This window comes from Streptomyces sp. NBC_01244, assembly GCF_035987325.1.
GTDB lineage: Bacteria > Actinomycetota > Actinomycetes > Streptomycetales > Streptomycetaceae > Streptomyces.
Genome location: NZ_CP108488.1, coordinates 1,189,048 through 1,211,404, shown reverse-complemented (window position 1 = coordinate 1,211,404; position 22,357 = coordinate 1,189,048). Strand labels below are relative to the sequence as shown.

At 68.3% G+C, this 22,357-nt stretch carries 18 protein-coding genes; 8 read left to right on the top strand and 10 right to left on the bottom strand.

Annotated elements, in window-relative coordinates; translation table 11 throughout:
- Nucleotides 1–116 precede the first annotated feature (116 nt).
- The 4 genes from OG247_RS05190 to OG247_RS05175 all read right to left on the bottom strand — a co-directional run bounded on the left by OG247_RS05190 (nt 117) and on the right by OG247_RS05175 (nt 4,393).
- The gene (locus tag OG247_RS05190; protein WP_327251086.1) at nt 117–440 is read right to left on the bottom strand and encodes a helix-turn-helix domain-containing protein; all 324 of its coding nucleotides are present in this window, start codon (nt 438–440) and stop codon (nt 117–119) included.
- A gap of 411 nt (nt 441–851) precedes the next feature.
- Complete coding sequence (istB, locus tag OG247_RS05185) at nt 852–1,640, bottom strand: IS21-like element helper ATPase IstB (protein ID WP_327251085.1); 789 nt, start codon at nt 1,638–1,640, stop codon at nt 852–854.
- Entirely contained in the window at nt 1,640–3,145 is a 1,506-nt protein-coding gene (istA, locus tag OG247_RS05180; RefSeq protein ID WP_327251084.1) for an IS21 family transposase, read from the bottom strand. Before istA ends, istB begins: the two co-directional genes overlap by 1 nt.
- Nucleotides 3,146–3,319: 174 nt before the next feature.
- Nucleotides 3,320–4,393 carry a LacI family DNA-binding transcriptional regulator gene (locus tag OG247_RS05175; protein WP_327251083.1) on the bottom strand — a complete coding sequence of 358 codons (1,074 nt, stop codon included), beginning with the start codon at nt 4,391–4,393 and terminating at the stop codon, nt 3,320–3,322.
- Nucleotides 4,394–4,722: 329 nt separating this feature from the next.
- Here OG247_RS05175 and OG247_RS05170 point away from each other — a divergent pair, with 329 nt between their 5' ends.
- Entirely contained in the window at nt 4,723–8,145 is a 3,423-nt protein-coding gene (locus tag OG247_RS05170) for a ThuA domain-containing protein (RefSeq protein ID WP_327251082.1), read from the top strand.
- A 467-nt stretch (nt 8,146–8,612) separates the two neighbouring features.
- Nucleotides 8,613–8,990, top strand: a complete 378-nt coding sequence (locus OG247_RS05165) for an ATP-binding protein (RefSeq protein ID WP_327251081.1) — start codon at nt 8,613–8,615, stop codon at nt 8,988–8,990.
- Between the two features lie 228 nt (nt 8,991–9,218).
- On the opposite strand, the gene OG247_RS05160 is transcribed toward OG247_RS05165, so the two are convergent.
- From OG247_RS05160 to OG247_RS05145, 4 genes are all read right to left on the bottom strand, one after another.
- On the bottom strand, nt 9,219–10,055 hold the full coding sequence (locus OG247_RS05160; protein ID WP_327251080.1) for a class II fructose-bisphosphate aldolase: 837 nt from the start codon (nt 10,053–10,055) through the stop codon (nt 9,219–9,221).
- 98 nt (nt 10,056–10,153) lie between these two features.
- Nucleotides 10,154–11,104 carry an SIS domain-containing protein gene (locus OG247_RS05155; protein WP_327251079.1) on the bottom strand — a complete coding sequence of 317 codons (951 nt, stop codon included), beginning with the start codon at nt 11,102–11,104 and terminating at the stop codon, nt 10,154–10,156.
- A gap of 121 nt (nt 11,105–11,225) precedes the next feature.
- Nucleotides 11,226–12,164, bottom strand: a complete 939-nt coding sequence (locus tag OG247_RS05150) for a 1-phosphofructokinase family hexose kinase (protein WP_327251078.1) — start codon at nt 12,162–12,164, stop codon at nt 11,226–11,228.
- The gene (locus OG247_RS05145) at nt 12,161–13,066 is read right to left on the bottom strand and encodes an ROK family protein (protein ID WP_442813223.1); all 906 of its coding nucleotides are present in this window, start codon (nt 13,064–13,066) and stop codon (nt 12,161–12,163) included. Before OG247_RS05145 ends, OG247_RS05150 begins: the two co-directional genes overlap by 4 nt.
- 405 nt (nt 13,067–13,471) lie before the next feature.
- Here OG247_RS05145 and OG247_RS05140 point away from each other — a divergent pair, with 405 nt between their 5' ends.
- The 6 genes from OG247_RS05140 to OG247_RS05115 all read left to right on the top strand — a co-directional run bounded on the left by OG247_RS05140 (nt 13,472) and on the right by OG247_RS05115 (nt 21,503).
- Nucleotides 13,472–14,272: a DeoR/GlpR family DNA-binding transcription regulator gene (locus OG247_RS05140; protein WP_327251076.1), complete on the top strand. Its 801-nt coding sequence runs from the start codon at nt 13,472–13,474 to the stop codon at nt 14,270–14,272.
- A 686-nt stretch (nt 14,273–14,958) separates the two neighbouring features.
- The gene (locus OG247_RS05135) at nt 14,959–16,221 is read left to right on the top strand and encodes an extracellular solute-binding protein (protein ID WP_327251075.1); all 1,263 of its coding nucleotides are present in this window, start codon (nt 14,959–14,961) and stop codon (nt 16,219–16,221) included.
- Between the two features lie 33 nt (nt 16,222–16,254).
- Nucleotides 16,255–17,172, top strand: coding sequence for a carbohydrate ABC transporter permease (locus OG247_RS05130; RefSeq protein ID WP_327251074.1), 918 nt, complete (start codon nt 16,255–16,257; stop codon nt 17,170–17,172).
- Complete coding sequence (locus tag OG247_RS05125) at nt 17,172–18,077, top strand: carbohydrate ABC transporter permease (RefSeq protein WP_267039775.1); 906 nt, start codon at nt 17,172–17,174, stop codon at nt 18,075–18,077. Before OG247_RS05130 ends, OG247_RS05125 begins: the two co-directional genes overlap by 1 nt.
- Before the next feature lie 104 nt (nt 18,078–18,181).
- Complete coding sequence (locus OG247_RS05120) at nt 18,182–19,453, top strand: extracellular solute-binding protein (RefSeq protein WP_442813222.1); 1,272 nt, start codon at nt 18,182–18,184, stop codon at nt 19,451–19,453.
- A gap of 295 nt (nt 19,454–19,748) precedes the next feature.
- Nucleotides 19,749–21,503, top strand: coding sequence for a ricin-type beta-trefoil lectin domain protein (locus OG247_RS05115; RefSeq protein ID WP_327251073.1), 1,755 nt, complete (start codon nt 19,749–19,751; stop codon nt 21,501–21,503).
- 53 nt (nt 21,504–21,556) lie between these two features.
- On the opposite strand, the gene OG247_RS05110 is transcribed toward OG247_RS05115, so the two are convergent.
- The gene (locus OG247_RS05110; RefSeq protein ID WP_327251072.1) at nt 21,557–22,009 is read right to left on the bottom strand and encodes an ROK family protein; all 453 of its coding nucleotides are present in this window, start codon (nt 22,007–22,009) and stop codon (nt 21,557–21,559) included.
- 32 nt (nt 22,010–22,041) lie between these two features.
- Nucleotides 22,042–22,320 (bottom strand): hypothetical protein, encoded by a 279-nt coding sequence (locus OG247_RS05105; protein WP_267039796.1) that lies wholly within the window; start codon nt 22,318–22,320, stop codon nt 22,042–22,044.
- Nucleotides 22,321–22,357 lie beyond the last annotated feature (37 nt).

The window sequence follows — 22,357 nt, the reverse complement described above, 5'->3', positions numbered from 1 at the left end:
GCTGTACGCCTGAGGGGCGATCTCGACGAGATCGCCCCTCAGGCGTACAGCCGCCGGCACCCGACCGCGTCGCTGCTGAAGCTCGGGCGACGGGCGCCCCTGCCCTCAGGGGGATTTCAGGCGTCGGCCGCGCTGGTCACGCGCTCCACTGCCGGCCGGGCCGGAGGGGCGGGTAAGGGAACCCACTGCAGCACATTGACGAGAAGCCCCAGCTGGAAGCGGGATTGAGCGCCCAGCTGTTGTTGGACGCGGGTGATCCTCCTGAGGACGGTCCGTTCGCTGACGCCCAGCATCCTGGCGATGGCCGCATCCGTGGCGCCAGTCGCCATGAGTTCCAGCAGATGGCACGTTTCCTCGGTCAGTTCGTCCGGGTAGGCGGCGGCGCCGTCCGCAGGGACCGGGTGAGGCAGAACCGGGGTGTCCACCGTGAGTCTCGCCATGGGTGCCCTCAAAATGTGAGGCGGTCCAAAGGGACCGGTGTGACGGATGGGTTGTTGCCGCGGGCCGTGCTCAGCGCCGTTCCGCACCCGAGATGACCTCGTGCCCGGTCTGAGGGGACAAGGTGGCGGGGCCCAAGGCGTCCGGAAAGCTCTTTCCCTCGCTCGGGTACAAAACTAGAGAGGGGGGTGGTCCGCAGTCAATGTGCACTCCGAGGTTGATGCGAGGACACGCTCGAGACATCCGGCGAAGTAAGTCCTTGGCTAGGGAAGGCGCTTGCCGCCTGAACCATGCCTGCCCGGGTGTCAATGGCCTTTGAGTGCTCCCCGCTGGCGGCCAGATAGTCAACGCGCTGGCGGCCGATAAGCCCTCCCCAACGGCGGCCAGATATCTCCCCGCTGTTGGTGGGTGGGTCAGCGCAAGGGGATCACCCCCTGGCCAGAGGTTGCTTGGTTGAGGCGGAAGGAATCACCCTGGGTGACCACGACGTGGGCGTGGTGCAGGAGCCGGTCGACGGTCGCGGTGGCGAGGGTCTTGGTCATGATCTCGTCGAAGCCGGACGGGTGGAGGTTGCTCGAGACGGCCAGTGCTCGTCGTTCGTAGGCGGCGTCGACCAGGCGGTAGAAACCCTCGGCGGCGTCTGGGCTGACGGGTAGCAGGCCGATGTCGTCGACGATGATCAGGTCAGTGCGGATGAGTCGGGCCATGGCTCTGGCCAGGGAATCGTCCGCGCGGTGGCGTCGGACGAGGGCTCCGAGGTCTTCGATGGTGAACCAGGCGACTGTCATGCCGGCCTCGATCGCGGCCTGGCCGAGGGCCTCGGTGAAGTGCGACTTTCCGGTGCCCGAGGGCCCGCAGATGCAGAGGTTCTCCTTGCGGGTCACCCACTCGAGCATCTTCAGCGAGTCCTGGGTCGGCCGCGGGATCGAGGACGCGGTCTCGTCCCAGTCGCCGAAGGTCTTCCCCGCCGGGAACCCGGCCCGTTTCCGCCGGGTCCTCAGGTTGGCGGCGTCCCGGCCTGCGGCTTCTTCGGCCAGCAGGACGCGGACGACCTCGGCGGGGTCCCAGCGTTGGGCCTTGGCGGTGGGGATCAGGTCGGTCAACGCCCGCCGCATGTGCGGGAGTTTGAGGCGTTTGGTGAGTTCGATGGCCTCGGCCAGCGGGTTGCCGTGGGTGCCGGTCACGCGGATCGGGGTGGCCATCAGAGGTCGTCTCCTTCGTCGGCGATGCCGAACTTGGACCAGGCGGAAGTACCCGGCTGCAGGCTGTGCTCCTCCGAGGCCCTCGTGGGCTCGATGGTCTCCAGGCCGGCTTGGTAGGTGAGGATGCGGATCAGGTCGTTCTCCGCGAACCGCCCGGCGACCGCCGCTGACCCGAGCGCCCGGTCGACCTCGGCGGCCGAGTGCAGTTTGGCCAGGGCGACGGCTTCGGCCATCTTCGGCTTGACCCGCCTGGCGCCAGCGGCACCGGCCTCGACCAGCCACGATGCGGCCCCGGGACCGATCGCGAGGAAGGCCGCTTCCTCAGCGGAATTCGCCCGCGGAGTGCGGTCGGCCTCCTTGTTTTCCCGCGGCGGGTAGTGTTCCGCGACGATCACGGGGTTGCCCGGGGTGGACCGCGGATGCCGGGCGACCTCGGCCGGGCCGGCCTCGCCGACGGCGGTGACGATCAGCTCGTCGCCGTGGAAACGGGCCCAGACCCGCGTGTCGATCAACTCGTGCGGGACCGAGTAACGGACCCCTTCGACGGAGATCGTGGCATCCCAGCAGACCCGGCGGGTGGTGCCGAACGCGACGGTGAACGGCTCCTTCGGCAGTGGATGCAGCCGGGCCTGTTCCTCAGCGAGCATGTCGGCCGGCTTGCGACGGGTCTCGCGGTGGACCCGGTTGTTGACCTCGTCACTGAAGAGCCGGCAGGCCGCCTCGAGCTGGCCGAAGGTCTGGTACTGCTCGAGGAGATTGGCGTCGGTGGGCACCAGGTCGGCCTTCGCGATCCGGACCGTGGCCTCTGATCCGCCCTTCGACTCAGGATCGGCCGGCAGACAGGTGCGGATCGTCATGCCGTAGTGCCGCCCAACCTCGACGATCTCCGGGTTGCGGACCGCGATGTTCGCGACGTGCGTCGTGGTGACCGTCTTCTCGTTGTCGGTCAGCGCATACGTCGGGACCCCGCCGATCCGCCGCAGCGTCGTATCCATGCAGGCCACGATCGTCGGCAGCGTCTTGTCGAACACCGGGATCACGACGCGGAAGCGGGACCAGGCCACCCACGCGCACCACAGCGAAGTACGACGTCCGCCGATTCTGGGGCCCTCGCCCCAGTCCCATTGCATCCACAGTCCAGGCTCGGCGATCCAGGGCCGGTAGACCCGGCGCTGCCCGGCCCGCAAAGCGGCTTTGACCTCGGAGACCGCGCGGCGAGTGGTGCGTTCCCCGCCGGTGAAGCCCATCGCGGCGATCCGACGGTGGACGATGTCCGCGCGTATCTTGCCGCGGGACTGCACCACCAGTTCCTCGATTTTCGCCAGGTACTCGTCGATCGGCCGGGCCCGGTGTTGCCGGGCCACCGGGCCTTCACCTGCCTCACGCATCCGTACATACCGGGCCACCGTGTGGTGGTCGCACCCGGCCAGCTCGGCCGCAGCGCGGTAACTCCCCGTGAGGTCGTATGCCTCAAGGATTTCCATGATCTCCCTGCTGTTCTTCACACCAGCCAGCCTCGCCGACCGGTTATCCGTCCAGGTCCGGGGAGGTATCTGGCCATACGTGGGGAAGATCGTGGCCATGAGTGGGCCGATAAATGGCCGCCTACGGGGAGTATCTACTGGCCGCTATCACCCGGGCGGATGGTCGTCGGGGCAGGCATCTGCACGGGCACGCCGTCAGCGGGCGCCGAGTCCCGGACGGTGCCCGTCTCGGCGTTGGTCACGTGGGGGAGTGCTCGCCCGGACGACGACCTCGCCCTTGACCCGCCGAAGGCGGGGGGCCGCGTCGGGTTCCGTGGTGACCACGAGATCGAGCGCCGTCTCCCCGATGTGTTCCAGTGGTAGCCGTACCGTGGTCAGTGCGGGAGTGACATCGCGCAGGGTGCTGATGTCGTCGAAGCCCGCGAAGGCGAGGTCGTCGGGGACGGCGATGCCGAGATCCCGGCACTTCGCCATCGCGCCGACGGCCATGATGTCCGTCGCCGCGAACACGCAGTCGAGGGCGAGGTCCCGAGCGAGGAGCTGCCCCATGGACGCGTGGCCCCCGTCGCGGGTGAAGTCCCCGTGGACGACCGCTTCGAGGGAGGCGCCGGGTATGCGGGCCAGCCCTTCCCGGAAACCCTGGAGGCGGTGGCGGGCGGTGAGCAGCTCCGGGGGACCACCCACCACCCCGAACCGGCGGTGGCCGAGTTCGCCCAACGCCTGGGCGAGCTGCCGGGCGCCTGCGCGGTTCTCCAGGACGACGGTGTCGACCGGCAGCCGGTGCTGGCCGATGGACACGACGCGGCCTCCCGCGGCACGGAAGGCGTCGACCTCAGCTCGCAGGGCATCGTTGAGCTTTGTGTCGGCGACGCGGCTGCCGGCGAGGATGACGGCGCGGCAGCGCCGGCTGCGCAGCGCGGCGAAGTGGTCGATCTCGCGTTCCGGACTGCGTGCCGTGTTGCCGAGCGTGACGAGGAGATCGTGTGCGTCCGCGGCACGCATGACACCGGCGGCGATGGCGGAGAAGTACGGGTCGGCGATGTCGTGGACGAGCAGGCCGATTTCCTTGCTCGTTCCGCTCGCGACCGCCTGTGCCTGCACGTTCGTGGAGTAGTTGAGTCTGCGCGCGGTGTCCAGGACCTTGGCCTTGAGGTCCTCTCCCACGCGGCGGGCTCCCGGGTGCAGCGCGCGCGAGGCGGTCGCCAGGGAGACGCCCGCCGCGGCGGCGACGTCGGCGAGGGTGACCGGATGGCTCTGCGACCGGTTCATGCGCGGACTCCTCGACTGGGCGGGCAGGGGCCCAGCGGCGAGGTCGGCGCGGAAAGCCCATTCCCGCGGATCGTATCGGCCCCCGCGCCGCCTTGATCATCGATCAGGCTTTCCGCAGGTTCCGGTCCGCCGTAACGCATCGCGGGCCGCGTCCGCGGACAGACGGCTGTGTCGTGTATACGACAGCCCCGCTGAAGGCGCCCGGGCCGGGCGTAAGGTGACCCCGATCCTGGGAAGTGCTTGAAGATGACTGAAATTGGTCTGCACCATGCAGATTCGCGCAGTACATCTGCAATTTGCCCTGGCACTCAGCGCGATTCGGAGCGTCGATGAAACATATGCGATGGGTGGCGGCGTTGGTCGCCGCCGTCCTGTCAGTCCTCGTGGCCGCGGTGCCGTCCGCCGCTCACGAATCCCGGTTCCGGGTGCTGGTCTTCTCCAAGACCACGTTCTTCAGCCACGACTCGATCCCGGCGGGTATTGCCGCGATCGAGAAGTTGGGCACCGACCACGACTTCGAGGTCGAGTCCACGGTCGACGCCGCCGCGTTCACGGACGAGAACCTGGCACGCTTCGACGTCATCGTGTTCAACAACACGAACTCCAACGAGACCTCGCCGGCACTGTTGGACACGAACCAGCGCGCGGCGTTCCAGAAGTTCATCCGCAACGGCGGTGGTTGGACCGGCCTGCACGCCGCGACCGCGAGTGAGCGGAACTGGGACTGGTACGCCGGTCTCGTCGGCACGATCTTCGACTTCCACGGCGACTACAACGCCACGGGCGGCACCGGCCCCGGCCGCATCAAGGTCCTCGACCGCGCCCACCCGTCGACGAAGAACCTGCCCGAGCTCTGGGAGCGTAACGAGGAGTGGTACAACTGGCGCACGAACCCGACCGGGAACGTGCACACCCTCGCCCAGATCAAGGTGCGTGACGGCGACAACAAGCTGGACGAGGGCGTCGACCACGCGTACTCGTGGTGCCAGAACTACGACGGCGGCCGGTCCTGGTACACGGCCGGCGGCCACTCGGCCTCGGCGTTCAGCGAGCCGGCCTTCCTCGAGCACCTGCGGTACGGCATCGAGTGGGCCGCCGGCGCCGTCGAGGGCGACTGCAGCCCCACGAAGAAGAGTTCCTACTCGCGCGTCCCGCTGGTCACCGACGGCCTGTCGGACCCGTTCGAGCTGGCCGTGGCTCCCGACAAGCGGGTCTTCTACATCGAGCGCACCGGCGCCCTGAAGGTCATCGACCAGGGCACCCTGGCCACCACCACCCTGCTGGACTTCGACTACACGGCCGAGCAGACCAGCCAGTCCGGCGGGCTGATCGGTCTGACCCTGGACAAGGACTTCGCCACCAACAAGTGGCTGTACATCCTGTGGTCCGACAAGACCCAGTCACAGCTCAACCTGTCGCGGTTCACCGTGTCGGGCAACTCGGTCGCCCTCTCCTCGGAGAAGCGACTGCTGACCATCCCGGTCTTCGTACCCAGCGGGAGCCGAGCGGCCTCGCACCTGGCCGGCTCGCTCGCCATGGACAAGACGGGCAACCTGTACGCCGGCATCGGTGACAACACCGACCCGTTCCAGTCCTCGGGCTACACCCCGATCGACGAGCGGGCGGGCCGTTCCGCGTTCGACGCGCAGACCACGGCGGGCAACACCAACGACCTGCGTGGCAAGATCCTGCGCATCAAGCCGCAGGCCGACGGCACTTACACCGTCCCCTCGGGCAACCTGTTCGCCCCGGGCACCGCGAAGACCAAGCCCGAGATCTACGCGATGGGCCTGCGCAACCCGTTCCGCATCACCGTCGACTCGCAGACCAACGCCGTGCTCGTCGGCGACTACGGTCCGGACGCGCGCGGCGCCGACCCGAACCGCGGTCCCGAGGGCACCGTCGAGTTCGACCGGATCACCTCTGCCGGAAACTACGGCTGGCCGTACTGCGTCGGGAACAACACCCCGTTCAACGACTACAACTTCGCCACCAACACCTCCGGTGCGAAGTTCAACTGCGCGGCCCCGGTCAACGACTCCCCGAACAACACCGGCCTGCAGAACCTGCCGGCGTCCAAGCCGCCGCTGGTGTGGTACGCCTACTCCGCCTCCGCCGAGTTCCCCGAGGTGGGCACCGGCGGCGGTGGGACGATGAGCGGTCCGGTCTACGACTACGACCCGGCCAACACCAACCCGAACAAGTTCCCCGAGTACTTCGACGGGAAGTGGATCACCTACGAGCTGACGCGCCAGTGGTTCAAGACGCTGTCCATCCACAAGACCGCGCAGACGTTCACCAACTCGAAGTTCGCACCCACCAAGGCCGGCGACCTGCAGTCGATCAACGGGATCTTCGGTGACATGACGTGGACCCAGCCGTTCGAGGCCGAGTTCGGCCCCGACGGCGCGCTGTACGTCATCGACTTCGGAGAGGGCTCCGGCTCGGGCCGCGGCGGCAGCAACGAGGGCGCGGGCATCTACCGGATCGACTACACGCCCAACGGGCCGGCGCCGGTCGCGAGCATCACGGTTGACAAGGACAGCGGGAAGGCCCCGCTGACGGTGGCGTTCTCCAGCAGCGGGTCCACCGGGACGAACCTCACGTACAAGTGGGACTTCGACAACAACGGCACGGTCGACTCGACCGCGGCCAACCCGACCTTCACCTACGGCACGACGGGCAAGAAGACCGTGAAGCTGACGGTCACCAACACGGCCGGGTCGAACTCCGCCCTCAAGGACATCGTGGTCGGCAACACCCGGCCCACGGTGAAGATCAGCATTCCGGACGGCGGCGTCTTCGAATGGGGTGACCGGATACCGTACGTGGTGACGGTCACCGACCCCGAGGACAGCACCATCGACTGTTCCCGTGTGATCGTCCAGACCAAGCTCGGGCACGACTCGCACGCCCACCCGCTGGACACCTACACCGGGTGCAGCGGCACGCTGCTCACCGACCCCAGCGGTGCCGACGGCCACGGCGAGGGTCAGAACCTCTACGCCGTGGTCAGTGCGCAGTACACCGACGCCGGCGCGCTGAACGGCGCCGTCCCGGCCCTGGCCGGCTCCACGGAGGTGGAGCTGCGGCCGAGGTTCATGGAGGCCGAGCACTTCGACGCCACCAACGGTGCGGTGAACGCCGGCCGGACCACCGCGCACGGTGGTGTCCGGGTCACGGACCTCGACCACGGTGACTGGATCAAGTTCTCCCCGCAGAGCCTGCAGTTGATCAACTCGGTCACGCTCGGCGCGTCGGCCGGGGCGGCCGGGGCGACTGTGGAATTCCGCGCCGACTCGCCCACGGGCCAGCTGCTCGGATCAGTGGCCATCCCGAACACCGGCAGCTACGACACCCTGGTTTCGCCCACGGTGCCGCTGACGAACCCGAACCGGACGTTCGATCTGTACCTGGTCGTCAACAACCCGAACGTGACGGGAGACCTGCTGTCGCTGGACTGGCTGCGGTTCAACGGGCGAGGCGTCAAGCAGGAGTCCGGCGCGGGCGGAACGGCCACCGTCGCTGCTTCGACGACGGCACGGACGATGAACTTCTCCGCGACGGTCACGCCGCCCGCAGGGCGGACGATCGTCGACCAGGCGTGGTCCTTCGGTGACAACAGCGCGGACGTGCACAGCTACACCACCACGCACACCTACGCCGCGCCGGGCAGCTACACGGCCTGGCTCACAGTGACCGACAGCGCGGGCGCGAAGCACTCGTTCACGCGCCCGTTCACGATCACCTGACAGCGGAGGGGAGGGGCGGGCCGGCCTGGCCCACTCCTCCCCTCCGAGTGTGATTCCCCTGGGTAGGTGGTGCCCCGACGGGGGTGGGGGCACCGCCTACCCAAACGCCTGTCCTGCCTCCGTCCCCCGGCGGCACCCGGGTCTCCCCAACCACTCCTGCCTGCGGATCCTCGTCGTCACAGCGCGTTAGGGTCCGCCCGCACATTCCTACCTACGGAACCCTCGCGCCGAATAGGGAGGGGCCCGTATTGTTCCGCTCGCGATCCGGACCTTTCCTGGACATGTCCGGTCCGTGCTCAAGCTCGGACGGGGGGCCTCACCGTACGGGAGTCGTCATGAACCGTCCTCTTGCTCCTGACCACCGTCAGGTCGTTCGGTCCGCTCCGTTGTGGCGGGTCTCCGCAGGCCCCTCGCTCTCCGTGGTCCAGGCAAGCCGGCAGGTCAGGGAGATGCTGTGCGGATGGGGCATGCCGGGCCTGGTCGACGCCGCAGTGCGCATCGACTCGGAACTGGTGACGAACGCTCTGCGTCACGGCAGCCGACCCGTATGGCACACACTGCGGCAGGTGCTGCTCGCTGACGGTGGCCACTCGGTCCACATCGTGGTGGGCGACCGGGGCGAAGGGTGGGAACTCCGATCGGGTCCGGCAACCGCTGCGGTGAAGGGCACGACAGCCCGGGGGCTCGACATCGTGGCGATGCTGGCGGCGGCCTGGGGAGCCACGCGTTCCTATGCGGGCCACCTCGTCTGGGCCGACCTGAGGATCGAACAGCAAAGATCCCCGGGATCCGGCAGCCCTCGATCCTCGACACCGACGGAGCGGCGCTTCACCAGCGCGATCTGACGTGCAACGTCCTTCGGGCGTTCCACCCGCTGCCTGACGGCAGCACCCCTGAGCGGCGGCCCGCGGCCGCCCCCCCGTCCTGACCGGCGAGGCCGCGGGCCGTCTTCCTGCCCAAGGTCGACGCCCCGCCATGGCGCGGGTCCTCCGGTCGGATGCCGATGCCCTCCGGACGGCATGCCGAGGGCCCGGCCACCGCCGTGGCCGGGCCCTCGATGTTCCGCGTCGCGGTCAGCGCCCTGCCAGCACATTCAGCAGCCGGGCGACTTCGTCCGCCACCGCGTCGCGCGCCGGCCCCAGGTACTTGCGGGGGTCGGCGACATCGGGGAGTGCCTCCAGCCGCTCGCGCACTGTGCGGGTGAACAGCTTGTTGAGGTGGGTGGAGATGTTCACCTTGGTCATCCCGGCCGCGACGGCCTTCGCGAGGTCCGTGTCGTCGACACCCGAGGAGCCGTGGAGCACGAGCGGCACGTCGAGCACGTCCTTCAGCCGACCTATGAGGCCGAGGTCGAGTTCGGCGTTACGGGTGAGCATGGCGTGCGAGCTGCCCACAGCGACGGCTAGGGCGTCCACGGCGGTCGCCGCCGCGAACGCGCGGGCCTCGTCCGGGTCCGTCCGGACGCCGGGTGCATGGGCCCCGTCCTTGCCACCTACTTCTCCGAGCTCCGCCTCGACCCATACGCCGGCCCGGTGGCAGTGGTCCGTCACGGTGCGAGTGGCGGCGACGTTCGCGCTGTACGGCAGGGTGGAGGCGTCGAACATGACCGACGTGAATCCGAGGTTCACGGCTTCGTGAACGAGCTCGATGGACTCGGCGTGGTCGAGGTGCACCGCCACCGGGACCGAGGCGGAAGCGGCGATGGCGAGGGAGGCTACGGCGATCGGCGCGAGGGAGCCGTGGTAGCGGGCGGTGTTCTCGCTGATCTGCAGGATGACGGGGAGCCCGGCGCGTTCGGCTCCGGTGACGATCGCCTCGGCGTGCTCGATCTGCACGACGTTGAAGGCGCCGACACCCGTGTTGGCGGTGCGCGCGGGCCGGATGATGTCGTCTGTGGGGGTCAGAGGCATGTGTGTGCTCCACGAAGCGGTGACGGAAGAACGGCTGGTGATGTGGGAACGGGTGTCCACATCACCAGCCCTGCCGGGGCGGCGTTACGGGACGGTTCTCAGGCGCCGGCAGACGTGAGGATCACGGAACGGGTCAGGTTGCGGGGGCGGTCGGGGTCGTAGCCGCGTGCTTCGGCCAGGTGAACGGCGAGACGCTGGGCCCGGATGAGGTCCGCGAGCGGGTCGAGGGCCCCGGCCCGGTCACCGGACGCTTCGGAGTAGATGCCCCCGACGCCGGCGATGTCATCGGCCAGCCCGAGCGGTTCGGCGCCGAACAGCCAGACGACGCGGCCGGGGCCGGTGATGCTGATGGGACCGTGGCGGTACTCCATGGCGGGGTACGCCTCGGTCCAGGCACCGGCGGCCTCGCGCATCTTGAGGCCCGCTTCGAGGGCGAGGCCGTAGGTCCAGCCGATTCCGAGGAAGGTGAACTGCTCGGCACCGCAGACCGTGGGGTCCAGCGGCTCCGCGACTGCGCGCTCGGCGTCCTCGATGGCGTCGGCCAGCGGACGTACACCGGCCGGCAGCGCGCCCTCGGCTTCGAGGTGGGCACGCAGCAGGACGAGGACCGTGGTGGCGAATCTGGTCTGGACGACGGACTGCTCGTCGGCGAAGTCCAGCACGGCGACGGCATCGGCGGCCGTCATGACGGGGGTTGTGGGGTCGGCGGTGATCGCGCCGGTGGCCACCGTGCCCTTGACCCGCGTCAGGAGGTCGAGGACTTCGGTGGTGGTTCCGGAGCGTGTGATGGCGATGATGCGGTCGTAGGTCCGGCCGGCCGGGAACTCGGACGCGGCGAAGGCGTCGGTCTCGCCGTGACCGCCGCTCTCCCGCAGCTGCGCGTAGGCGAGGGCCATGAACCACGAGGTGCCGCAGCCGATGACCGCGACGCGCTCGCCCCGCCGGGGCAAGACCTCTGCGTAGGAGTGGACGGAGGCGACGGCACGCCTCCAGGCGTCCGGCTGGGATGCGATCTCGAGCGATGTGCGGGAGGTCTCGACAGTGGTCACGGGATTCCTTGGGCTCGAAGGAGGGGAGGGAAGGAGGGCCGTCGCGCGCGGCAGTGTCCGACTCGATGCTTGCTCTCTAGGAGCATTGATATTGCCAAGATATGCTCAGAACAGCTTAGTTTCAAGCAGTTTCAAGCGTAGAAGGTTCGCCCTCCTCCACGCGGACCACTTGACGGAGCCGGCGATAGACGGAGGCGTCGATGTCGCCGGCGACGGCACACGGGACGGCGGCAGCCGAGAGGGCCACGGCCTCGCGCAGGATGTCCGGCCACCGTGCGGAGGCCGCCAGGCCCGACGCGATGGCGGCGACACAGGCGTCGCCGGCCCCGGTCGGGTTGCCCGTGAGACGTTCGGCGGGAGCCGCGCGCCATGTGCCCGCCGGCGTGATGGCAAGCAGACCGTCCGGACCCGCCGACACCACGACCGCCCGGGCCCCGCGGGCGCGGAGCTCCGCGGCGGCCGCCGCGCGGTCGTCGCACCCGGTCACCTCCTTGAGCTCCTCGGCATTGGGCTTGATTACGTCGGGCCCGGCTTCCAGGGCGGCCGACAGGGCGGGGCCCGATGTGTCGAGCACCGTCATCGCCCCCTCCGCGGCCGCACCGCGGATGAGTTGGGCGTAAGCGTCTTCGGGTAGACCGGGAGGAGTGCTGCCGCTCAGGACCACCACGCTCGCGCCCCGGACGAGCGAGGCGTAGTGCCGAGAGAAGGTCGTCCACTCCGCCGGGGACACCGTCGGGCCCAGCCCGTTGAAAACGGTGGCGTCGCCGTCGTCGCCCGAGACCACGGCCAGGGTGCGCCGGGAGTCACCCTCCACGGCCGTGAACGCGTCGTGAATGCCCGCGGAGCGCAGCCCGTCGCGTATGGCGCGCCCGGTGGGACCGCCCGCAAGCCCGGTGGCGACCGGCGTGTGCCCGAGGAACGCGAGCACCCGGGCTACGTTGATTCCCTTGCCGCCCGCCTGCTCGTACGTCGTGTCGACACGGTGGGAGCTCCGGGGCCGCAGTGCGGGGACGTTCCAAGTGACGTCGAGAGCGGCGTTGAGAGTAACGGTGATGATCACGAACTGGATGCTCCTGTCAGGGTGATGGGGATGCGGTGGCCAGCCGCCTGCCATGCCATCAGTCCGGCGCCCAGACATCCCGCGCGGTCCCCGAGCTCGGCCCGGACGAGTAGCGGGACGCGCTGGAAGGTGAGTCGTGCGGTCAGGCCGTCCCGTACGGGATCGAGCAGGAGCCGGTCTGCTTCGGCCAGGCCTCCGCCCAGGACGATCAGTTCCGGGGCGACTAGCGTCGTCACGGCGGCAAGTGCTTCCGCCAGGCCTTCTGTGGCGCTGCTCCAGACGGCCCGGGCCGCCCGGTCACCCGCCTCGACCAGCGCGGCGACGTCGGCCGCGCCCGCGACCGAACGTCCGGTGCGGGCGCCGTACGCCGTCGCGATGGCGCTCGCGGAGGCCACGGTCTCCAGGCAGCCGGTCCCGCCGCAGGCGCACGCGGTGCCCGCGCGCACCACCACATGGCCGAGTTCGCCGGCGAACCCGCCGGACCGCACGGGCCTGCCGTCACAGACGAGGGCTGCGGCGATGCCGGTTCCGACTGCCACGAAGAGCACGTTCTGCGCACCGCGTGCCGCGCCCAGGACGCACTCGCCCACGCCGCCCGCCCGGACATCGTGACCCAGCGTCACGCGCAGGCCGGTTCGGGCAGCGAGAATGGCGCCGAGTGGGAGGTCGCGCCAGCCGATGTTGGCCGACCAGACGGCCTTCTGCAGGTCCTCGTCCACGATGCCGGGGACCACGACACCGGCGTGGCGGACCGTCGCTCCGCGCTCTGCGGCCATGTCCGTCAGAGCGAGCAGGGCGCCGGCAATGGCGTCGACCACCGCCTCCGGTCCGTCGGCGCGCGGCGTCGGCAGGTGCAGTGTCGCGACGGGCTTGACGGAGCGGTCCACGACCGCGCCTTTCATGCCGGTCCCTCCTACGTCGAGAGCGATCACACACTCCGGGTCGCGACCTTGGCCGGACCTGGCTGCTTCCGCTCCGACCACCGGGGTCGAAGGGGGCGAGGCGTAGCTGTGCATCACTTTTCGAACCATTCTGTGTGAGCGATCATGCGTGTATGGCAAGCAAATCACGCGCATTCCTTCAATATTTGCGTTCGAAGTATCTGCTGCGGGACCCTTGAGGTCTAGAGAGGGGTGCCTCACACTCGTCCGACGTGCAGAAAAGTGCTGGTCTCCGCAGTGCGCGGATCATGGCGGTACTACGATCAACTTCGCGCATGCTTCCCCCGTCGGCTGTGAGTCCCCACGCCTGCCGTGAGACTCCGGGTGTGCGGTCGGAAGTCTCAGCGCCACGGAAGGGTGAGGTGGATGTCCAAGCAGGAGCGGTGGAGCAAGTTGCTCGAATTGCTGGCCGTCGAAGGCAAGCTGGACGTGGAGGAGGCGGCCGCGTCGGTGGAGGTGTCGGCCGCCACCATTCGCAGGGACCTCGACGAACTCGCCGAACAACGGTTGCTGGTCCGTACCAGGGGCGGGGCTATCGCGCACGGTGTCTCGTACGAGCTTCCCCTGCGGTACAAGTCCTCCCGGCGGGCTTCCGAGAAGCAGCGGATCGCCGGAGCCGTGGCCGACATGCTGGGAGTCGGAGAAGTCATCGGCCTCAATGGCGGCACGACCACGACCGAAGTGGCGCGCGCGCTCGTCCTCCGGGTCGGCGCAGGCCAGACCGAAGCGGGTGACGGCCTCTCCGGCCCCTTGTACACCGTGGTCACCAATGCCTTGAACATCGCCGGCGAGCTGGCGGTCCGGCCACAGTTCAAGATCGTGGTGACCGGTGGTGTGGCGCGACCGCAGACCTATGAGTTGGTGGGCCCGCTGACGGCCGGGGTGCTGAACGAGGTGGTGCTCGATGTGGCGGTGCTCGGTGTCGACGGGATCGACCCGCAGTTGGGGGTCATGACGCACCACGAGGACGAGGCCGGAATCAGCCGGTTGTTCGCCGAACGCGCCCGCAAGGTCATCCTGGCGACAGACTCCTCCAAGATGGGCAAGCGTGCCTTCGCGCGGATCTGCAGCCTCGATCGGATCGACGTGGTCGTCACCGACTCCGGCATCGCCCCGGACATGGTGACCCGGCTCACCGAGGCTGGCATCGAGGTCGTCGCCGTCTGAGCGCTGGTAGTCGCCGAGCCTCCGTGCGCCGGTAAGGACGCACGGAGTACAGCCGGTCCACGCCGGGAGGCGGGACGGTTGTGCCCGGCGGGCCCGGACCGCCGGTCTCCGGTGTCGCCGCCCCTTCTTCTCCTCTTCCTCCTCCTCGCTCTCCCCGCCCGGCTGACGTAGTCGCCGTTGCCCCGCGACGTCAAGCCGACGTGGCCCGCCGGATCTCGATGGTCGGCCCCCTCGCAGCGCTCCCTGCGCGCGGTCGGACCCCGCTAGGCGCGCACGGCGCAGAGGTCTGCCGCCGACCTGTGCGCCCGCTGTCGGCGGAGTCGGGATTCCGGCCGAGGCGCAGGTCGGCGACCGTGAACACGTCGATGCCGCCGGCGCCTACCTACGGATTCGGCGCCACCGTAGGTACCTGCCCTCATTGCTCCCCTGTGCGCCCTGTCCTTGACTGGGAAGAGCCAGTGCGAAGCGGACGGACCCCGTTGACCGCAGGTGGATTTGGCATCGTTCGCGTAACGACTCTTGGTGTCGATACTGGCGTTCGTGTTTACTGCGGCAGCAGCAGATGCTCGTTAATGAGTGAAAACCCGTGACAGCACCCAGAATTATGCAGGTCTCGCGTCTGCTGCTGGTTCAACTCCCCGGTTGCGTCGCTCCGACAGCCGGCAGATACAGAGGCGGTACTGATCATGAAGAAGCGGCTGCTCGTTGCGACCTGCACGCTCGGTGTGCTCACCCTCACGGCGTGCGGCTCCGGAAATGGCGGGGGCGGTTCGGCGGACGGTGAGGTGACGCTGAAGCTCGTCGCCGCCGACTATGGCGACAAGGCGTCGAACAGTTCGACGGTCTACTGGAAGGACGTGGCGGAGCGCTTCACCGCCGCCAATCCCAAGATCAAGGTCGATGTCCAGGTGATCAACTGGAACGACATCGATGCCCAGGTCAAGACGATGATCCAGAGCGGCAACGAGCCGGACATCCTGCAGACGGGCGGCTACGCCGACAAGGTCGCGGACGACCTGCTGTACAAGGCGGACGAGGTCCTGTCCGAGCAGACCCGGGCGAACGTCATCGACAGCTTCGCCATGGCCGGCGAGGTCGATGGCACGCAGTACGGCATCCCGTTCGTCGCCTCCGCGCGCGCCTTCTTCTACAACAAGGCCGTGTTCGCCCAGGCAGGCATCACCGAGGCACCCAAGAGCTGGGACGACCTCAAGGCCGCCGCCGAGGCGATCAAGGCCAAGGTGCCGGGCGTCACGCCCTACGCGCTGCCCCTCGGTCCCGAGGAGGCCCAGGGCGAGTCGCTGATCTGGGAACTCGGCAACGGCGGGGGCTACACCGACGCGGCAGGCAAGTATGCGCTCGACAGCAAGGCCAACATCGAGGCCTTCTCCTGGCTGAAGACCAATCTCGTCGAGCCCGGCCTGACCTACACCAATCCCGCCACCACCGACCGCAAGACGGCGTTCGCCGACTTCGCGGCGGGCAAGACCGGGATGCTCAACGGTCACCCTTCCCTGATCCAGATGTCGAAGGACGGCAAGGTCGACTACGGTGTCGCGCCCATCCCCGGCAAGGCGGGGGCGTTGAAGTCCACCCTCGGCGTCGCCGACTGGACTATGGCCTTCAAGAGCGGCGGCCACAAGGAAGAGGTCCGCAAGTTCCTCGACTTCGCGTACTCGAAGGAGAACACGCTGAAGTTCGACGAGACCTACAACCTGATGCCGGTCACGAAGGACACGCTCCAGGAGATGACCACCAACGGCAAGCACAAGGACCTGGAGCCCTTCTTCGCGCTGCTGCCGAACGCGGTCTTCTACCCGCTGGGCGACACCACTTGGGACTCCGTCTCCGCCGAGATCAAGAAGAGCGGCGGCACGGCAGTGAACGACCCGGCGAAGGTGCTGGGCGAACTGCAGAAGAAGGCCGAGACCGCTGTCGCCGACAAGTAGCCCGGCGCACCGCACGTCAGGGAAGGCACCTTCGTGTCCAGCAATTCATCAACCTCCGTCCGCCCCGCCCGCAAGGGCCGGGGCGGCCTGGCCCGCCTCGGGCCGCTGCCCTGGGTCGGTCCGGCCGTCCTGCTGATCGTCGTCGTCGTGCTCTGGCCCGTCTACGAGATGGTCCGCACGTCGTTCCTGAAGATCAGTAGCAGCGGGTTCGTCCGCGGCTCGGCCGGATTCGACAAGTACAAGCAGCTGTTCGACGAGCCGTCACTGCCCTCGGTCGTCGTGGCGACCGTCGTGTGGACGCTGGTCGTGGTCACCGCCACCATGGTGATCTCACTGGCGCTCGCCCAGCTGTTCAACCAGAAGTTCCCCGGCCGCCGCGTCACCCGCTGGGCCCTGATCGCGCCGTGGGCCGCCTCCTTGGTGATGACCGCCATCGGCTTCAAATGGATGCTCAACCAGACCGCCGGTGTGCTCAACACTGCGATGACGGACCTCGGGCTTATCGACGGTCCCGAGGACTGGCTGGGCGACCCGTCCACGGCCTGGCCCTGGATGATGTTCGTCGCCGTCTTCGTCTCGCTGCCGTTCACCACGTACACCCTGCTAGCCGGACTGCAGACAGTCCCCGAGGAGGTGTACGAGGCCGCGAAGGTCGACGGCACCAACGCCCGGCAGACCTACCTGCGGATCACACTGCCGTTGTTGAGGCCCGCTCTGCTCGTCGGCATGGTCATCAACCTGATCAACGTCTTCAACTCGTTCCCCATCATCTGGAGTATGACCCGCGGCGGCCCGGACAGCGACACCGCGACGACCACGGTGTTCATGTACCAGATGAAGAACTCCGACATCGGTCAGTCCGCGGCCATGTCCGTCGTGAACTTTGTCCTCGTCGTGGGCATGGTCGTCCTCTTCCTGAAGGCCAGCCGCTGGAACCAGGAGGAGAACTGATGGCCCAGCCCACCCTCGCGCCCGCACGCCCCGAGGCCCCAGTTCCCGCACAGGGCAGGAGGCGCAAAGCGGCCCCGCGGCGCCGGCGAACCCTGAGCCCACGCACCCTGCTGGTCACAGCGGTCGCCTGGCTCCTGGCCGCCGTGTTCCTGCTGCCGTACGCGGAGATGATCATCACCGCACTGCGGCCGGCGGACGAGCTGCGCGACGCGACGTACTTGCCGAGCGTGCTCGAATGGTCGAATTTCATCGACGTGTGGCGCGAGTCCCACCTCGGTGAAAACCTCCGTGTCACGCTGCTCGTCGCCGGGGGATCCACCCTGCTCGTCCTGCTGGTCGCGATCCCCGCCGCGTACTACACGGCACGCATGAAGTTCCGGGGCCGGAAGCTGTTCCTCCTGCTGGTGCTCGTCACCCAGATGTTCCAGCCGACATCGCTGCTGGTCGGCCTCTACCGCGAGTTCTACCAGTTGGACATGCTCAACTCGGTGTGGACCCTCATCCTCTGCAACGCCGCCTTCAACCTGGCGTTCGCGATCTGGATCCTCACGGCTTACTTCTCCTCCATCCCCGAGGCCCTCGAAGAGTCGGCCATGATCGACGGCCTCAGCCGGGGCGGCGCGCTCCTGCGGATCACCCTCCCGCTCGCGATGCCGGGCGTCGTCACCGCGATGATCTTCACTTTCATCGCGGCGTGGAACGAGTTCGTGATGGGCCTGACGCTCTCCACCATCCCGGAGAACCAGCCCCTGACCGTCGGCATCAACAGCTTCATCGGCAACTACACCGTCCAGTGGAACTACCTGTTCGCCGGCTCGGTCATCGCCATCGTTCCCGTCGTCATCCTGTTCGCGCTCATTGAGCGCAAGGTCGTCTCCGGACTGACCGCCGGCTCCGTCAAGTAACCCGAAGAGCTGCCCGCGGCCCGCTCGCCCACCATTCGTTCGGCAGGCGAGCCGGGCCGCTCTGCCGTCAGCCGTCCCGCACAGATGAAGAAGGGGGCAACACAGTGCCGAGGCACCGCCGGGTCCTGACTGCGGCCGCTACCGCTCTCGTTCTATCCGTCTCGTCGGCAGGCTGCGCCGACAGCCACGAGGATCGAGTCACCTTGCGGCTCGTGGCCGCCGACTACGAGGTGGGAGGTCAGTCCGACAGCACCGAACGGTACTGGGATGGTCTGATCACCGCGTTCGAGGCCGCGCATCCCGCCATCAAGATCGACGTGGAGGTCGTGTCCTGGGACTCCGTGGACCGCAAGGTCGCCGATATGGTCAAGGCCGGCCAAGCGCCTGACTTGGCGCAGATCGGGGCGTACGCCAACTACGCCGAGCGGGGTGAGCTCTACTCCGCCGACAGCCTGCTCGACCTTCGCGTGCAGACGAACTTCCTACGACCGTTCTCCGCCGCCGGAGAACAACGGACTGAGCAATTCGGCATGCCGTTCGCGGCCTCGACCAGGCTCCTCTTCTACAACGAGGACCTGTTCGCGAGGGCGGGCGTCGACCGGCCCCCGACGACCTGGGACGAGCTGAAGGCGGTCGCGCGACGACTGAAGAGCCGTGCCGGCGTCCCGTTCCCGATAGCGGTTCCGCTGGGACCGGAGGAGGCCCAGATGGAGACGATGGGCTGGTTGTTGGGAGGCGGAGGCGGATACACCCGCTCCGGCGGGTCCTACGCGATCAGCTCGGAGGAGAACGTAGACAGCCTGAACTGGCTGAAGGAGAACCTCGTCAAGGAGGGGCTCACCGGTCCCGTCCCGCCGGAGCAGCTCAACCGCAAGGAGGCGTACGCGGCCTTCCTGCGCGGCGAGGTGGGCATGGTCAACGGATTGCCTTCCTTGCTCAAGGAGGCGCGGGCGGCAGGGATCAAGGTCGGGACGGTGGCTGTGCCCGGTCGTGAGGTCAAGACCGCGCCGGCGCTGGCGGTGCTCGACTGGATCATGGCATTCAAGAGGAATGGGCACCGTAAGGAACTGGCCGCGTTCCTCAACTTCGTTTTCAAGGACGAGAACGTACGGGAGTTCGCGACGCGCAACAACCTGCTGCCCGTCACCCTGTCGGTGACCAGACAGATGAGGGCGGCGGACGAGTACAACGACCTTTGGAAGTTCCTGGACGGGCTGCCTTCCTCGCAGCTGCCCCCTGTCGACAAGACCTCGTGGGCAGCGGTGAGCGACAGCATCAAGCGGAACGTCGGCAGTGCGATGAGGCCCAGCATCAGCCCCGCAACAGCCCTGCGTCAGATAGCCGAAGACGCCAGGAGGGCCGAGGCCGGCCGGTAGCTATGGGCTGTCGTGGCCGTGACGGCCGGTCCGGGCGCGGACCGTACGGGACGGTGGGGCCGCCGGGACGGCGGACAGTGCCCGGCGCATCAATACGGGCAGTCGGAATGAAAGAAGTTGCTTGGTTTAATGCAATCTGAATCATGTATTGACAATCAGAGTGGTGTTGCGGTGCACTCGGCCACGATAGGAGGGGCCTGCCGGGGACGACATGGCCGGAGCAATCGCCGCTCGGGGCTAGAGGCACGGTGCCGTTCCCGGCCGCCTCCACGACCAAGGTGAGGAAGAATTCCCCATGCGAAGTCCGTCTCCCCGAACCACCGTGCGCACCGCCACCGCCCTGGCCGCGTCCGTCGCCGCCCTGGCGGCGTTCGTGTCCGTGCCCAGCGCCGAGGCCTCGCCCACGGCCACCAGCCCCTCCGGCAACTCGCTGGCCGTCACTCCGCCCATGGGGTTCAACAACTGGGCCCGGTTCGGCTGTCGGCCCGACAACCCCAACACCGGCGACGAGGGAGTCAGCGAGAAGCTGTTCCTCGACCAGGCCGACGCCCTCGTGAGCAAGGGGCTGGCGGCCAAGGGGTACGACACCGTCACCGTGGACGACTGCTGGATGACGAGGTCGCGTGACGCCTCCGGGAACCTCGTCGCCGACTCCACTCTCTTCCCGCACGGGATGAAGTGGCTCGGTGACCAACTGCACGCCAAGGGGATGAAGTATGGCGTCTACCTGGACAGCGGCACCTACACCTGCGGCGGCTTCCCGGGCAGCTGGGGCCACTATCAGGCCGACGTGGACCTGCTCGCCTCCTGGGGCGTCGACTACATCAAGCTCGACGGCTGCAACATGCCCTCCACGGCGAGCGACGCGGCCGGGTACATCAAGGCGTACAAGGACTTCGGCGCCGCGATGAAGGCCAACGCGAGCAAGCGCGACATGGTCTTCTCGGAGTCCTCCCCCGCGTACTTCTACATCGGCAAGTCCGACCTCGCCGACTGGTACACGGTCATCGACGAAGCCAGCAAGAGCGGCCAGCTCTGGCGCGAGGGCTATGACGTCAAGATGTACCGCTCCACCCACAACGCCTGGAGCACCAACATCAACCAGGCCGGGGTCATGGCCCAGTACGGCTACAACTCCCAGCTCGCCCGCTACGCGGCACCCGGCAGCTGGAACGACCCGGACTTCCTCATCACCGGCGACGCCCTCACCAAGGACGAGTCGCGCAGCCAGTTCGCGCTGTGGTCGATGATGGCCTCACCGCTGATCCTCAGCGTCGACGTGCCGAACCTCTCCGCGGACTCCCTGTCCACGCTGTCCAACACCGACATCATCGCCGTCGACCAGGACCCGCTCGGCAAGCAGGCCAGCATCGTCTCCCAGAACGGTTCGGCCGACATCCTCGCCCGCCCGCTGGCCAACGGCGACCGGGCCGTCGCGCTGCTCAACCGCGGGAGCAGCACCGCGACCCTGAACACCACCCTCACAAGCGTGGGCTTCCAGGGCGGCGCGGCCTGCACCGCATCGGTCAAGGACCTCTGGACGGGAACCACGTCCACCAGCAGCGGAACGATCAGCGCATCGGTGCCCGCACACGGTACGGCGATCTTCCGGATCAAGCCCGGCACGGGCTGCACCGGCCAGAAGCCCACCGGGCAGATCTCCGGCATCGGCGGCAAGTGCCTGGACGACGCCAACAGCCGTACCGGACCCAACAACCCGGTCACCCTCTACAGCTGCCACGGCGGCGCCAACCAGCGCTGGACCGTGCAGGGCGACGGCACCATCCGTACCCTGGGTGCTTGCCTGGACGCGACCTACAAGAGCACGGACAGCCGCTATGTCGGCTACTGGGCGGTGCTCAACCCTTGCAACGGCAGCGCCGGCCAGAAGTGGGCATACCAGCGCAACGGCTACCTGAAGAACACCGGCCTGAACCTCTGTGCCGACGACTACTACTCCCTCACCACCGACGCCAACCCCATCATCGTCGGCACCTGTGGCGTATCCAAGCCCAACCAGGGAAACCAGATCTGGGTCCTGCCCAACTGACGCCCGATGGGTGAGGGGCCGTACCCGCCGGGCGGCGGGTACGGCCCCTCACGTCAAGGTCTTTCAGTTGCGGCCGCCGTCGGCGCACCGACGCTCGCGCGGCCGAGGTCGTACCAGGAGGAGGACCAGCCGCCGGCGGCGGTCCAGCCGAGCTGGCCGACGTTGCCGGTGGAGGCCAGCTTGGCGAACACCTCGATCTGACCGGGGCCGCCGTGGCCGGCGGCTCGCTGGGCGCCCCGGTGGAGCCGGTGTTCGGTGATGATGCCGCTGCCGATCCCGGTGCCGATCTTCACGAACAGCAGGTGCTCGACCTCGGGGCTGGCCGCCCGATGTTCGCCGAGCGCCATGATGTCGACGTCGTTGTCGGCCAGGACGGGGGAGCCGAGTCGCGGTTCGAGCCAGCGGGGTACCTCGAAGTCGTCCCAGCCGGGCATGATCGGCGGGCTGATGGGCCGTCCGCTGGTGTGCTCGATCGGGCCGGGAAACCCGATGCCGACCCCGCACACATGGGTGAGGTCGTGCCCGGACTCGGCCAGGGCTAGGCGGCCATGTCCGTGATGGCGATCCGTGCGTGGGTGGCGCCGAGATCGGCGGCGAGGACGATCCGGCCCCCGGGGTTGAAGGTGAACGCCGGCGCGGGCCGTCCGTCGGAGGAGACCGCGTCGCCGGTCGGCACGATCCACTGCTCGTCGAGGCGCTGCGACACCGTGGACCTGGCGAGACCGGTGAGCTGCACCAACTCGGTGCGGGTGCGGGCCGTGCCGTCTCGCAGGATCGCCAGAAGAGTCCCTGCTGCCCCTGCGGATTCGTTGGTCAACTCCGCGCCTCCCCCGTATGCATGTGCTCCCCGTCGT

Coding starts and splice junctions, on each gene's coding strand:
- OG247_RS05135 (WP_327251075.1), top strand. CDS start 14,959: ATGAAGAAGCGGCTGCTCGTTGCGACCTGCACGCTCGGTGTGCTCACC.
- OG247_RS05190 (WP_327251086.1), bottom strand. CDS start 440: ATGGCGAGACTCACGGTGGACACCCCGGTTCTGCCTCACCCGGTCCCT.
- OG247_RS05175 (WP_327251083.1), bottom strand. CDS start 4,393: ATGAACCGGTCGCAGAGCCATCCGGTCACCCTCGCCGACGTCGCCGCC.
- OG247_RS05170 (WP_327251082.1), top strand. CDS start 4,723: ATGAAACATATGCGATGGGTGGCGGCGTTGGTCGCCGCCGTCCTGTCA.
- OG247_RS05145 (WP_442813223.1), bottom strand. CDS start 13,066: ATGAAAGGCGCGGTCGTGGACCGCTCCGTCAAGCCCGTCGCGACACTG.
- OG247_RS05140 (WP_327251076.1), top strand. CDS start 13,472: ATGTCCAAGCAGGAGCGGTGGAGCAAGTTGCTCGAATTGCTGGCCGTC.
- OG247_RS05160 (WP_327251080.1), bottom strand. CDS start 10,055: ATGCCTCTGACCCCCACAGACGACATCATCCGGCCCGCGCGCACCGCC.
- OG247_RS05115 (WP_327251073.1), top strand. CDS start 19,749: ATGCGAAGTCCGTCTCCCCGAACCACCGTGCGCACCGCCACCGCCCTG.
- OG247_RS05125 (WP_267039775.1), top strand. CDS start 17,172: ATGGCCCAGCCCACCCTCGCGCCCGCACGCCCCGAGGCCCCAGTTCCC.
- OG247_RS05165 (WP_327251081.1), top strand. CDS start 8,613: ATGCCGGGCCTGGTCGACGCCGCAGTGCGCATCGACTCGGAACTGGTG.
- istB (WP_327251085.1), bottom strand. CDS start 1,640: ATGGCCACCCCGATCCGCGTGACCGGCACCCACGGCAACCCGCTGGCC.